This is a genomic window from Bradyrhizobium sp. USDA 4538, from assembly GCF_024171045.1.
GTDB lineage: Bacteria > Pseudomonadota > Alphaproteobacteria > Rhizobiales > Xanthobacteraceae > Bradyrhizobium > Bradyrhizobium australafricanum.
Genome location: NZ_JALJZE010000001.1, coordinates 2,529,474 through 2,541,684, shown reverse-complemented (window position 1 = coordinate 2,541,684; position 12,211 = coordinate 2,529,474). Strand labels below are relative to the sequence as shown.

11 protein-coding genes are annotated in these 12,211 nt (G+C 65.2%); 6 read left to right on the top strand and 5 right to left on the bottom strand.

Features of this window, described 5'->3' with window-relative positions:
- The first annotated feature begins 79 nt into the window (after positions 1–79).
- A complete protein-coding gene (locus J2R78_RS11180; protein WP_024581255.1) occupies positions 80–286 on the top strand; it encodes a hypothetical protein in 207 nt (68 codons plus the stop codon).
- 241 nt (positions 287–527) lie between these two features.
- Here J2R78_RS11180 and J2R78_RS11175 read toward each other — a convergent pair whose 3' ends face one another.
- Positions 528–1,103 (bottom strand): DUF2478 domain-containing protein, encoded by a 576-nt coding sequence (locus J2R78_RS11175; protein WP_253604383.1) that lies wholly within the window; start codon positions 1,101–1,103, stop codon positions 528–530.
- 71 nt (positions 1,104–1,174) lie between these two features.
- Positions 1,175–2,584, bottom strand: coding sequence for an aldehyde dehydrogenase family protein (locus J2R78_RS11170; protein ID WP_253604381.1), 1,410 nt, complete (start codon positions 2,582–2,584; stop codon positions 1,175–1,177).
- A 343-nt stretch (positions 2,585–2,927) separates the two neighbouring features.
- On the opposite strand from J2R78_RS11170, the gene J2R78_RS11165 reads away from it, so the two are divergent.
- Positions 2,928–3,308, top strand: a complete 381-nt coding sequence (locus tag J2R78_RS11165) for a hypothetical protein (RefSeq protein WP_253604378.1) — start codon at positions 2,928–2,930, stop codon at positions 3,306–3,308.
- A 242-nt stretch (positions 3,309–3,550) separates the two neighbouring features.
- Here J2R78_RS11165 and J2R78_RS11160 read toward each other — a convergent pair whose 3' ends face one another.
- Positions 3,551–4,402 carry an SDR family oxidoreductase gene (locus tag J2R78_RS11160; RefSeq protein ID WP_253604376.1) on the bottom strand — a complete coding sequence of 284 codons (852 nt, stop codon included), beginning with the start codon at positions 4,400–4,402 and terminating at the stop codon, positions 3,551–3,553.
- Between the two features lie 192 nt (positions 4,403–4,594).
- On the opposite strand from J2R78_RS11160, the gene J2R78_RS11155 reads away from it, so the two are divergent.
- Complete coding sequence (locus tag J2R78_RS11155) at positions 4,595–6,091, top strand: aldehyde dehydrogenase family protein (protein WP_253604374.1); 1,497 nt, start codon at positions 4,595–4,597, stop codon at positions 6,089–6,091.
- Positions 6,092–6,376: 285 nt separating this feature from the next.
- Here J2R78_RS11155 and J2R78_RS11150 read toward each other — a convergent pair whose 3' ends face one another.
- Positions 6,377–6,760 carry a winged helix-turn-helix domain-containing protein gene (locus tag J2R78_RS11150; protein WP_016846469.1) on the bottom strand — a complete coding sequence of 128 codons (384 nt, stop codon included), beginning with the start codon at positions 6,758–6,760 and terminating at the stop codon, positions 6,377–6,379.
- A 161-nt stretch (positions 6,761–6,921) separates the two neighbouring features.
- Between J2R78_RS11150 and J2R78_RS11145 the strand changes: the two genes are divergently transcribed.
- The 3 genes from J2R78_RS11145 (at position 6,922) to J2R78_RS11135 (ending at position 10,422) form a co-directional block, all read left to right on the top strand.
- Complete coding sequence (locus J2R78_RS11145) at positions 6,922–8,049, top strand: alkene reductase (RefSeq protein WP_253604372.1); 1,128 nt, start codon at positions 6,922–6,924, stop codon at positions 8,047–8,049.
- Between the two features lie 62 nt (positions 8,050–8,111).
- Positions 8,112–8,627, top strand: a complete 516-nt coding sequence (locus J2R78_RS11140) for a GFA family protein (protein WP_253604371.1) — start codon at positions 8,112–8,114, stop codon at positions 8,625–8,627.
- A 130-nt stretch (positions 8,628–8,757) separates the two neighbouring features.
- On the top strand, positions 8,758–10,422 hold the full coding sequence (locus J2R78_RS11135; RefSeq protein WP_253604370.1) for a thiamine pyrophosphate-binding protein: 1,665 nt from the start codon (positions 8,758–8,760) through the stop codon (positions 10,420–10,422).
- A 276-nt stretch (positions 10,423–10,698) separates the two neighbouring features.
- On the opposite strand, the gene J2R78_RS11130 is transcribed toward J2R78_RS11135, so the two are convergent.
- Positions 10,699–12,078 (bottom strand): LLM class flavin-dependent oxidoreductase, encoded by a 1,380-nt coding sequence (locus tag J2R78_RS11130; protein ID WP_253604369.1) that lies wholly within the window; start codon positions 12,076–12,078, stop codon positions 10,699–10,701.
- Between the last annotated feature and the right edge of the window lie 133 nt (positions 12,079–12,211).

Sequence of the window (12,211 nt, the reverse complement as noted above, 5' to 3'; positions counted from 1 at the left end):
TTAAGCTGCAATCCCCGCTGTCAAAACTTCACGCGGTCGTGCTATGACGCCGCCCGCTAACCAACGACCGGTGGAGATGATGTCGAAGCAATCGCTGCGCGAGGAGGCCGAACGCCTCATCCGCGAGACCATGGAAAAGCGGAACTTGGTCATCAAGCAGGGCACGACCCGGATCGAGGCCGTTTGCGGCAAATGCGGTGCGCCGAACCGGGTGCAGGCGGAAAAGGGCCAGTCCCGCGTCAAGTTCACCTGCAAGAACTGCGACCACAAGCAGGAGACGCTGTAGGCGAGCCCCTAACGCGTCCGGTTCTGTTATCCCGTCATCCTGAGGAGCCGCGAAGCGGCGTCTCGAAGGATCGACGGCCACCGGCCTGGCCGTGCATCCTTCGAGACGCGCGCAAGAGCGCGCTCCTCAGGATGACGGTGATAGCTTTGTAGGGTGGGTTGGCGAAGCGTAACCCGCCATTTGTGCGGCGTTGGGAGAAGAGGTGGGTTACGCCTTCGGCTAACCCACTCTACGAAGCGGCCTACTTGAACGCCTCGCAGACCGTGACGTGATCCGGCGCGATCCGGGCCGCGGCGCGCAGCGAGACGCTGTGCCACCAGGCGTCGAGCGCGTGGCGGTCGCAGGCGAGCTTCACGCTCATCCCGCCGGCGAACTTGATCCAGTCCGCAAAGCTCGTGCGAGACACCGCGATCACGACGGGGATGTCGGCGCCGAGCGCGCGCTCGATCACAAAGCCGAGCCCCTTGCCGTCGCGTTCCCGCTTGCCGAATCGATTGACGATGACGAGATCGGCGCCTCCGGCGAGCGCGTCGGCGACGCGGATGCCCGCGGCCTGCAGCCGCGACAGATCGAGCTTGCAGCCGGTCGCGCCAGGACTCGCAGGAGTTTGGCTCGGCGGTTGCGCCAGCAGCAGCGTCTCGCCGCTATGCACCAGCACCGCCGACAGGGTGGAGTCCGCACACTGGCCTGATTGCACCATGCCGACCACGCGCGCGCCGTGTGCTCTCAGATCGGCAGCGAAGTCGCGCAGGACGGCATCGGGATCGTCATTGGCGTCATAGACCAGGGCGGCAAGGTCGCATTGGGCATCGAACATGATGGGCTCTGTTCGTTGTGGAGGGGAGGGGCGGCCGCGGCGCCTGGGCGTCGCGGCCGCATGTTGATGGATCAGGCGGCCGGCGGGCCGTTGATGATCTGCAGCTGGGTGAATTCGGCGAGGCCTTCCTCGGCGAATTCGGTGCCGATGCCCGACTGCTTGGCGCCGCCGAACGGAATGTTCGGGGCCATGTCGAGGTGCTTGTTGATCCACACCGTGCCGGCCTCGATCCGGGTCGCGATCTCGTGCGCCCGCTTGATGTCGGACGACCAGACCGACGCGCCGAGGCCGTAGGTGGTGGCATTGGCGCGGCGGATCACATCGTCCTTGTCGGAGTACTTGATGACAGGCAGCACCGGGCCGAACTGCTCCTCGTCGACCAGCTTGGAGCCTTCCTTGATGTCGCGCACGATGGTCGGCTCGATGAAGTAGCCGGGCCGGTCCATCGCGGCGCCGCCGGCGATCACATTGCCGTTCTTGCGGGCGTCGTCGAGGAACGCCTTGACCTTTTCGTACTGCATCTTGTTCTGCAGCGGGCCGAGCTTGGTGCCCTGCTTGGAGCCGTCGTCGACCACGGTGTTCTTCGCGATCGCGACCAGCTCGTTGCAGATCTCGTCATAGACGGATTCATGCACATAGAGCCGCTTGATGGCGAGGCAGACCTGGCCCGAGTTCTGGAACGCGCCCTCGAAGATCCCGGGCGCGACCTTCTTCGGATCGACGTCGTCGAGCACGATGCCGGCATCGTTGCCGCCGAGCTCGAGCGTGATCCGCTTCAAGGTCTGCGATGCGCTCGCCATCACCTTCTGGCCGGTGGCCGAGGAGCCGGTGAAGGAGATCTTGCGGATGTCGGGGTGCTTGGTCATGTGGTCGCCGAGATCATTGGCGTCGGCGATGAAGTTGAGCACGCCCTTCGGCAGGATGTCCTTGACCAGCTCGGCAAAGCGCAGCGAGGCCAGCGGCGTGGTCGGCGCAGGCTTCACCACCAGCGTGTTGCCGGCGAGCAGTGCCGACGGCAGCTTGAACGCCAGGATCAGCAGCGGATAGTTCCAGGGAATGATCGCACCGACCACGCCGAGCGGACGTCGATAGGCCTCGACCTTGCGGTCGCCGGAATTCTCGATCACGCGCATCGGCAGTTCGAGCGAGCCGAGATAGCGGAAGAAGCCGGCCATGCCCATCACCTCGCCGGTGGCATCGGCGAGCGGCTTGCCCTGTTCGCTGGTCAGGATATGCGCGAGCTCGTTGGCGTTGGTCTCGATCACCTCGGCCATCTTGATGATGAGCTTGCGACGCTCCTCGATCGGCGTGGCGGCCCAGGCCGGGTAGGCGGCCTTGGCGGCAGCGACGGCCTTGTCGAGCTGGTCCCTGGAGGCGCGCGGGCATCGCGCCACCACCTCTTCGGTCGCCGGATTGAGCACCGGCATGGTCTGGTCGCCGGATACCATCTTGCCGTCGATGAGAAGCTTGTAATCACTCATTGGCCTTGCTCTCCCTGGTCAAACGGGTCCTTCGCGGACCTCGCTATATTCACGTGTATATCACGGCTGCGGCGCGGATGCCACGGCCATTCAGGGCACGCGCGCGGCACTGCCGAACCGAATGAATTCTCTGGAAAATCGCGAAGAAAAATCAGCCTGGGCTTTGTGCCCGATTTATTCGCGGTTGCCCGCCCGGCGTCAATCGGGGCACCGCAGGCTTCAATAGATTCTAATGCCGCGCGCGGCTCTGCCGATGGCTGCCGCGGCTATAGTTTTAAGGGCTGGACGCTGGTCGTCTTGGCGATATATTGAATGGAATATAACGATGATCCGGAGTGCCGGCATGCAGATCGAAACCCAGGAGCTCACCACCTGCGAAGTCGCGTCCGATGGCTGCGCCATTTCGCTTGGCTTCGTGGACGGCAGGGGCGAGCCCGCAACCATCCGCCTGTCGATCAACCAGGTCGGTGCGCTGGTCATGACTTTGCCCGGGCTGATCAGCAAGGCGCTGCAGACCCGCTTCGGCGACCAGACCTTGCGCTACGCCTATCCGCTGGATTCCTGGGTGATCGAACAGTCGACCGATCCGGCGCAGGGCATGATGACGCTCAAGACGTCGGACGGCTTCAGCGTCTGCTTCTCGATTCCGCGCGCCCAGCAGAGCGAACTCGGCGAGGCGCTGATGGCGCAGCCGGTGACAAGGATGCAGGTGCGGGCGAATTGAGAGCTTTGTAGGATGGGTGGAGCGAAGCGATACCCATCAAATAGCGGGCCGCAGGAGAGATGATGGGTTTCGCTTCGCTCTACCCATCCTACGATAGTGCGCTCGACGACGCTTTCACGTCATTGCGAGCGAGGCGAAGCAATCCATGCCTCGGCGTATGCGGTGCCATGGATTGCTTCGTCGCTTCAGCGCAAAATTGCTTTGCAATTTTGTCGCGAGCTCCTCGCAATGACGGACGGCGTCTACTTCCCCTTCACGAACGCGGCGAACGCATCGCCGTAATCCGGATGCCAGCGCGACAGCGGCGGGCGGTTTTCGACGATGTCGCCGGCGGCCCACAGGATGCGGCGTTCGTCGAGCGCGCGCGGCACGTCGTTATCGGGGCAGAGGATGTAGAAATCGCCGGCATCGAGGCGTTCGATCATGAAGTCGACGGTCTGCTCCGCTGTCCAGGCGCCGGCCGGCTTCTCGGTGCGGCCGCGCGCGGTCAGCCCGGTGAAGACAAAACCCGGGATCAAGAGATGCGCCGTGATCTTGCAGCCGTCGGTGTTGCGCAGCTCGTGCTGCAGCGCCTCGGTGAATGCCTTCACGCCGGCCTTGGAAACGTTGTAGGCGGGATCGCCCGGCGGCGTGGTGATGCCCTGCTTGGAGCCGGTGTTGATGATCAGCCCCGGCCGGCCGCGCTTGATCATGTTGGGCGCGAACGCCTGCGTGCCGTTGATCACGCCCCACAGATTGACGCCGAGGATGCGCTGCCAATTGTCCGCTGGCCCGAACATCGCGCTGCCGGGCTGGATGCCGGCATTGTTCATCAGGATATCGGTGCCGCCGAACTTTTGCGCGACCGTGTCTTCGAGCTTTGCCACCTCGTCGGCTCGGCTGACGTCGACCGCTGATGTCATGATATCGGCCGCGCCACCCGACGCCGCAGATGACAGTTTTGTCGCAGCCGCCTTCAGCCGGTCATCGCCGAGATCTGCGATGCAGACCTTCATGCCGGCCTGCGCGAACCGCAATGCGGCGGCGAGCCCGATCCCGGAGGCGCCGCCGGTGATCACGGCAACATGATTGGCTGATATCACGGGGTGGGGCATCGGTGGTCTCCGGACACATGTGTGGCTGAGGTTCAGTCGCTATCGTACCATGCACGCGCGCGCATGGGAGGTTTTCGTGCGCGCCGCCCTGATCAACGCCGGCTCGGCTTTACGGTTTCGCGTTCGCGCTGTAGAATTCGGGATATAACGCTTCCAAAAGACCTCAGCCGACATTTTACAGGGAGTGCAAACATGGCTGTTTCGCAGGCTATTCCGCTCACGCGCCATCCTTATGCCGATGGCTCCTACAAGAAGATGCTGATCGACGGCAAATGGGTCGACGCCGCCTCCGGCAAGAAATTCGAGACGCATAATCCCGCGACCGGCGAGTTGCTCGCGTCGGTCGCCGAGGGCGATGCCGAGGACATCAACCGTGCGGTCGCGGCGGCGCGCCGCGCGTTCGAAGGGGCCTGGAGCAAGGTGAAGCCGTTCGAGCGGCAGAACATGCTGCTCAAGCTCGCCGAGCTCGTCGAAGCCAATTTCGAGGAACTGTCCCAGCTCGACACGCTCGATATGGGCGCACCGATCAGCCGGACCCGCGGCAACCGCCTGCGCGCGCTCGGCATGCTGCGCTACTATGCCGGCCAGGCCACCGCGATCCACGGCGAGACCATCGAGAACTCGCTGCCCGGCGAGATCTTCTCCTACACGCTGAAGGAGCCGATCGGCGTGGTCGGCGCCATCATTCCCTGGAACGGGCCGCTGACCGCCTCGATCTGGAAGATCGGCCCCGCGATCGCGACCGGCTGCACCGTGGTGCTGAAGCCGGCCGAGGAATCGCCGCTGACCTCGCTGCGCATCGGCGAGCTCTGCATGGAGGCCGGCATTCCGCCCGGCGTCGTCAACGTCGTGCCGGGCTATGGCGAGACCGCGGGCGCCGCGCTCGCCTCGCATCCGGATGTCGACAAGGTCGCCTTCACCGGATCGCACATCACGGGCCAGGCGATCATCCGCGCCTCGGCCGGCAACCTCAAGCGCGTCTCGCTCGAGCTCGGCGGCAAGTCGCCGGACATCGTGTTCGCCGACGCCGATCTCGACGCCGCGGTGCCCGGTGCGGCGATGGCGGTGTTCGCCAATTCCGGCCAGATCTGCAGCGCCGGCACGCGGCTGTTCGTCGAGCAGAAGGTCTATGACGAATTCGTCGGCCGCGTCGCCGAGTTCGGCAGGAAGCTGCAGGTCGGCAACGGCCTCGACCCCAACACCCAGATTGGTCCCCTGGTGTCGCAGCAGCAGATGGACCGCGTCTCGGGCTACCTCGACATCGGCCAGAAGGAGGGCGCCAAGGCGCTTGCCGGCGGCGGCCGCCTCACCGAGGGCGCGCTGTCGAAGGGCTATTTCGTGCAGCCGACCGTGTTCGCCAATGTGCAGGACAACATGCGTATCGCGCAGGAGGAGATCTTCGGCCCGGTGATCTCGGCGATCTCGTTCAAGGATCCGGACGAGCTGATCAAGCGCGCCAACGCCACCACCTTCGGCCTCGGCTCGGGCGTCTGGACCACCAATGTCAGCAAGGCGCACCAGGTCGCCAAGGCGCTGCGTGCCGGCTCGGTCTGGGTCAATTGCTACCAGGCGATGGACCCCGCGGTGCCGTTCGGCGGCTACAAGATGAGCGGCTACGGCCGCGAGTCCGGCAAGCAGCACGTCGAGGAATATCTCAACGTCAAGGCGGTCTGGATCAAGACCGCTTAGGGCTGGTCCCGCTGTTTCTCTTCACCTCTCCCCGCCTGCGGGGAGAGGTCGGATTGCATCGCCAGATGCAATCCGGGTGAGGGGGTACGGGTCTCGATGCTCGGCGTGCTCGCGGAGCGAAGCCCTCACCCCAACGCCCGCATGATTTCGGAATATTAGAAGAATACCCCTGATTTGCCCGGCGCGTCAAGTTGCCTTGTCGAACGCCGGCCGTCGCCGGCTCCTTTGCATGGGGTTGTTTTCGATATTTTCGTAAGCGCCCCTTGCTGTGGCCGGTTCTTGCATTTACCGCCCGGCAGCCTTCTTCGGCTTGCCGATGTCGCTGCGCAGCGCCTCGAGGTCCTTGCGCACGGCGCTTGCCGCGTCGCGCTCGATCTTGCGGTAGCGTGCCACCAAGGAGAGGCCGAACGGGGTCAGCACCGCGCCGCCGCCATTCTTGCCGCCGGTCTGCCGTTCCACCGCCGCCTGCCGGCAGATGCGGTTGATCTCGTCGACCAGGTCCCAGGCGCGCTTGTAGCTCATGTCCATGGCGCGGCCGGCGGCGGAGATCGAGCCGCATTCCTTGATCCGCTCAAGCAGCAGGATCTTGCCCGGCCCGATCCGGTCCTCGGCATCGAGGTCGATGCGGACGCTGAGGGAGGGGAGCGATGAGGCGCTCGATTTCGACATGGGAGACCTGTTCTCGTGGCAACAGATTGCCACTACCCGCTTTCATGAACAAGATGAACCCGTTAGATAACGGGCATGATCCGGAAAAGTGGGTACCGGTTTTCCGGGCGGATCATGCCCAGACTACAACGGGAAATGACACAAGATTAATTGGGGCAGGCATGAATCCTCCGTCGCTGTTCTCTCCGCTCAAGATCGGTCCCTACCAGCTCGAACATCGCGTCGTGATGGCGCCGCTGACGCGGATGCGGGCGGCGCGGCCGAGCCTCGCGCCGCGGCCGATGAACGCCGAATATTACGCGCAGCGCGCCACGCCGGGCGGCCTGCTGATCGCGGAGGCCTCGCCGGTGGTTGCGACCGGCTTCGGCAATCCCGGTGTTCCCGGCATCTATAGCGAGGCCCAGATCGCGGGCTGGCGCGAGGTGGTGGACGCCGTGCACGCCAAGGGCGGCTTGATCTTCCTGCAGCTCTGGCACGTCGGCCGCGTCTCGCATTCCTCGTTCCAACCCGATGGCGCGCTGCCGGTGGCGCCGTCGGCGGCCGCGATCCCCTCCGAATTCAAGTGCATGACGGCGGACGGCAAGGTGGTCGATTACGAGACGCCGCGCGCGCTCGAGACCGACGAGGTCGCCCTGATGGTCGAGGCCTATCGGCAAGGCGCGAAGAACGCGCTCGCCGCCGGCTTCGACGGCGTCGAGGTTCACGGCGCCAATGGCTATCTGATCGAGCAGTTCCTGCAGTCGCGCAGCAACCTGCGCACCGACCGGTACGGCGGCTCGATCGAGAACCGCGTCCGCTTCCTGATGGAGGTGACGCAGGCGGTGACCGAGGTCTGGGGCGCGAGCCGCGTCGGCGTCCGGCTCTCGCCCTACGGCATCGCCAACGGCAGCGGCGAGGCCGACCCGATGCCGCTCTACAGCCACGCCATCACGGCGCTGGACAAGCTCGGGCTTGCTTATCTGCATTTCATAGAGCCGCGCGCCTCGGGCACCGGGCGTGCTGAGGTCGATTGGCAGAACGTGCCGTCGGCGATGGTGCTGTATCGCCCGATGTGGAGCGGCACGCTGATCACGGCCGGCAATTTTACCAGTGAGAGCGCGCAGAGCGCGGTCGCCGAAGGTCATGCCGACGCGATCGCGTTCGGCCGCTACTTCATCTCCAACCCGGATCTGCCGCGCCGGCTGCAGCGCGGCTATCCCTTGACCAAGTACAACCGCGCCACCTTCTATGCCGGCGAGGAGAAGGGCTACACGGATTATCCGGTGCACGACGAACTGGCGCAGGCGTAACTCTTCGTAGCCCGGATATCGCTTCGCTCGTCCGGGCAACAACGCCTTGATGGGAGACCGCGATGTTTCCGGACGACGAGTTCGAGCCGACCAAGAAGCCAAAGCCAGTGGCGCTGGCGAAGCCCGCGGCCGGCCAATGCCTGTGCGGCAAGGTGCGGTTCGAGATCGATGTGCCGGCACGTTGGGCCTGGCATGATCACAGCGCCACCAGCCGTCGTGCGCACGGCGCGGTTTATGCGACCTATGTCGGCAGCTGGAAGAAGCGCTTCCGCATCACGCAAGGCGAAAGCGAGCTGTCGCGCTACGAGGACGCGAAAAGCAAGACCGCGCGCAGCTTCTGCGCCAATTGCGGCACGCCCATCATCTACGAACGCGCGCGGTCGCCGCACATGGTCAACATCCCGCGCGCGCTGTTCTCCGGGCGCACCGGCCGGCAGCCGCTCTATCACATCGCGATCGAGGAACTGCAGGAATGGGCCTACACCGGCGAGCCGCTGGTGCCGCTGAAGGGCTATCCCGGCGTGGTCTGGCAGCGCTCGAAAAAGAAGAAGCGCAGCGAGCGTGAGGGGATGTTCTAGCGAGTGCTTCACCTCAGGCGCGCGCCTGCGGAATGCGGCCATGACCGCCCGCTCGATTGCTCCAGCTGCGCAAGTTTGGTCATCTCCCTCGATCCCCGTCGGTCAACGCGCCGACAGGCCTGGAGGGAACATGAAGAATCGCATTACCGGCCGCTCGGCATTTTTGGCGCTGCTGAAGGATGAGGGCGTCACCCATCTGTTCGGCAATCCCGGCACCACCGAATTGCCGATCATGCACGCGCTGAAGGACCATCCCGATCTCACCTATGTGATGGCGATGCAGGAGAGCCTGGTGGTCGCGATGGCCGACGGCTTCAGCCGCGCCTCTGGCAAGCTGGTCGCCTGCAACGTCCATGTCGCGCCGGGCCTCGGCAACGCGATGGGCTCGCTCTACAATGCGAGCTTCACCGGCACGCCGTTGATCTTGACCGCCGGTCAGCAGGAACAGGGCCATGGTCTGACCGAACCGGTGCTCTACGGTCCGCTGGTGCAGATGGCGACGCCGCTGGTGAAATGGGCGGTCGAGGTGACGCGCCTCGAAGACCTGCCGCGGATCGTGCGCCGCGCCGCCAAGATCGCGACCACGCCGCCGACCGGGCCGGTGTTCATCTCGCTGCCCGGCGACATCCTCAATTCCGAAGCCGGCATTGAGCTCGGCCGCTCCACCCGGATCGACACGCGGGTGAGGCCGTCGGAGGATTCGCTGAAGGCGCTGGCCGCGCGCATCCTGAAAGCGGAGCGACCGGTGATCGTCGTCGGCGACGAGATCGTGAAAAGCGATGCGCTGCGCGAGGCGGCCGATCTCGCCGAGACGCTGGGCTGCCCGGCCTGGCAATCGCCGACGCCCTATGGTTCGCATTTCCTGTCCGAAAGCCCGAGCTTCATGGGCGCGATCGCGCGGCTGCAGAAGGTCGCGCGCGACGTGCTGGCGCCGCATGATCTGTTGATCGCGCTCGGCGGCGATCCGCTGCGGATGTCTGTTTACAGCGAGGTCGATCCGCTGCCGGACGGGCTCTCGGTCGTGCAGGTCGGCCTGGTCGACAGCGACCTTGCCAGGAACTACGGCGCCGAGATCGCGGTGAAGGCGGACGTCAAGGAAACGCTGCGCGCGCTAGTGCCGGCGTTGAAGGAGGCCGCCGACGGCGCGCTGGAGACGCGCGCCAGGCGGGGACTCGCGGCCTTGTCGACGAAGAACTGGGCGGCGAAGCGCAAGGCGCTGGTCGAGCAGATCTCGAAGGCGAGCCAGACCTCGCCGATCGATCCGGACTGGCTGGCGTTGCAGGTCGTGGAGGCGATGCCCGACAACGCGATCCTGGTCGACGAGGGCCTGACCTCGTCGCGCCAGATCATTGGCTTGAGGCCGCATCGCGACCGCTACGGCTATCACGCGCTGGCATCCGGCGGCATCGGCTGGGGCCTGCCGGCCGCGGTCGGCGTCAGCCTCGCCAATCCAGAGCGTCCGGTGGTGTGCTATTCCGGCGACGGCTCGTCGATGTATTCGATCCAGTCGCTGTGGACCGCCGCCAATCACAAGCTGCCGCTGACCTTCGTCATCGTCAACAATGGCGGCTACCGCATCATCAAGCAGCGCCTGCTCGCCTTCCACGGCGACGACAACTATGTCGGCATGGATTTCATCGACCCGCCGGTCGATTTCACCGGCGTCGCACGCTCGCTTGGGCTCGAGGCGATCAGGATCACCGACCCGCAAGAGCTGAAGAGCGTGATGAAGTCGGCGTTCAGCCGCCCGGGTGCGAAGCTGATCGAGGTGGTGGTGAGCAATTCGGTGAATTGAGATTTCGCTGCGTGCTCAATCCATCCCCGTCACGCTGAGGAGCGCGAAGCGCGTCTCGAAGGGTGACGGCCCGGCCGGTGGCCGTCGATCCTTCGAGACGCGCTTCGCGCTCCTCAGGATGACGGGATCGTGAGCTGTGCTTAACCTGGTCATTGCGACGAGCGGAGCGACGAAGCAATCCATCGTTCCACACACGCGGAAGGATGGATTGCTTCGCTGAGCCTGTCATCCAGCGGCGCTTCGCGCCGACCGGGTGGCTCGCAATGACGGGGCTGGCTACGTCGTCGTCTTCTTCACCCGATACCGACTCGCCGGATGTGTCGCGTCGAGCCTCGCACGCCCTGCGCCGAACAGCTTCTCCCGCAAGGTGCCCTTCGCATACTCGCGCTTGTAGCGGCCGCGCTTGACGAGCTCCGGCACCAGCATGTCGGCGATGTCCTCGAAATCGCCGGGCGAGATCGCAAAGGCGACGTTGAGGCCGTCGACGTCGGTGTCCTCGAACCATTGCTCGATCTTGTCGGCGACCTGCTCGGGCGTTCCGACCACCACCGGGCCGGCGCCGCCGATGCCGGCATGCTCGGCGACCTCGCGCACGGTCCAGACCCGGTCGGGATCGGCGCGGGTGACGTTGTCCATCGCGGAGCGGCCGGCGTCGTTCTGCACGTGCCGCACCTCCTGGTCGAGCGAATAGGTCGAGAAGTCGACGCCGGTCCAGCCCGACATCAGCGCCAGTGCGCCCTCATGGCTGATATAGCGGCGATACTCGGCGTACTTCGCCTTCGCCTCCGCCTCGGTCGGCGCCACCACGACGCACATCATCGAGAACATCAGGATCTCGGCCGGGTTGCGGCCCTTCGCGGCGGCGAGCTCGCGGATCGCCGAAACGCGCGGACCGATCACCTTCGCCGACGGTCCCGACATGAACACGCATTCGGCGTGCTCGGCGGCGAACTGCCGGCCGCGCGGCGAAGTGCCGGCCTGGTAGAGCACCGGCGTGCGCTGCGGCGACGGCTCCGACAGGTGGATCGCGTTGAGCCGGTAGTTGTTGCCGTCATGGCGTACCGGATGCACCTTGCTCGGATCGGTGAAGATGCCGCGCGCGACGTCGCGGATCGCGGCGTCGTCCTCCCAGCTGCCTTCCCAGAGCTTGTAGACCAGCTCCATATATTCGTCGGCGAGTTCGTAGCGGTCGTCATGCGCGGTCTGCTTGTCCTTGCCGGCGCCGCGCGCGGCGGAATCGAGATAGCCGGTCACCACGTTCCAGCCGACCCGGCCGCCGGTGAGGTGATCGAGCGTCGACATCCGCCGCGCGAACGGGTAGGGCGGCTCGAAGGAGAGATTGCTGGTGACGCCGAAGCCGAGATTTTCGGTCACCGCCGCCATCGCCGGGATCAGCATCAATGGCTCGTTGGCCGGGGTCTGCGCCGCGTTGCGCAGCGCCGCATCCGGATTGCCGGCATAGACGTCGTAGACGCCGAGCACGTCGGCGAGGAACAGCCCGTCGAACCGGCCGCGCTCCAGCGTCTTCGCCAGATCGATCCAGTAGGAAAGCTTGTTGTAGTCCTTGGTGCGGTCGCGCGGATGGGTCCACAGCCCCGGCGACTGATGCGCCACGCAGTTCATGGCAAAGGCGTTGAGCCGGATTTGTTTTGTCATTGTCGAAACCTTGGTCGAAACCTTGCGCGCCGCTTCGATTGCTGCCCGGTCGATGCCGGGCGTCCCGCATCAACTTGTTGCGACTTCCCACGTTTTGGCAAGGCCCATTCGCATTTCGCGCCCTTCCGGTCGT

Bases quoted from the DNA above. Each gene is read 5' to 3' on its own strand.
- J2R78_RS11180 (WP_024581255.1), top strand. From the start codon at position 80: ATGTCGAAGCAATCGCTGCGCGAGGAGGCCGAACGCCTCATCCGCGAG.
- J2R78_RS11175 (WP_253604383.1), bottom strand. From the start codon at position 1,103: ATGTTCGATGCCCAATGCGACCTTGCCGCCCTGGTCTATGACGCCAAT.
- J2R78_RS11170 (WP_253604381.1), bottom strand. From the start codon at position 2,584: ATGAGTGATTACAAGCTTCTCATCGACGGCAAGATGGTATCCGGCGAC.
- J2R78_RS11165 (WP_253604378.1), top strand. From the start codon at position 2,928: ATGCAGATCGAAACCCAGGAGCTCACCACCTGCGAAGTCGCGTCCGAT.
- J2R78_RS11160 (WP_253604376.1), bottom strand. From the start codon at position 4,402: ATGCCCCACCCCGTGATATCAGCCAATCATGTTGCCGTGATCACCGGC.
- J2R78_RS11155 (WP_253604374.1), top strand. From the start codon at position 4,595: ATGGCTGTTTCGCAGGCTATTCCGCTCACGCGCCATCCTTATGCCGAT.
- J2R78_RS11150 (WP_016846469.1), bottom strand. From the start codon at position 6,760: ATGTCGAAATCGAGCGCCTCATCGCTCCCCTCCCTCAGCGTCCGCATC.
- J2R78_RS11145 (WP_253604372.1), top strand. From the start codon at position 6,922: ATGAATCCTCCGTCGCTGTTCTCTCCGCTCAAGATCGGTCCCTACCAG.
- J2R78_RS11140 (WP_253604371.1), top strand. From the start codon at position 8,112: ATGTTTCCGGACGACGAGTTCGAGCCGACCAAGAAGCCAAAGCCAGTG.
- J2R78_RS11135 (WP_253604370.1), top strand. From the start codon at position 8,758: ATGAAGAATCGCATTACCGGCCGCTCGGCATTTTTGGCGCTGCTGAAG.
- J2R78_RS11130 (WP_253604369.1), bottom strand. From the start codon at position 12,078: ATGACAAAACAAATCCGGCTCAACGCCTTTGCCATGAACTGCGTGGCG.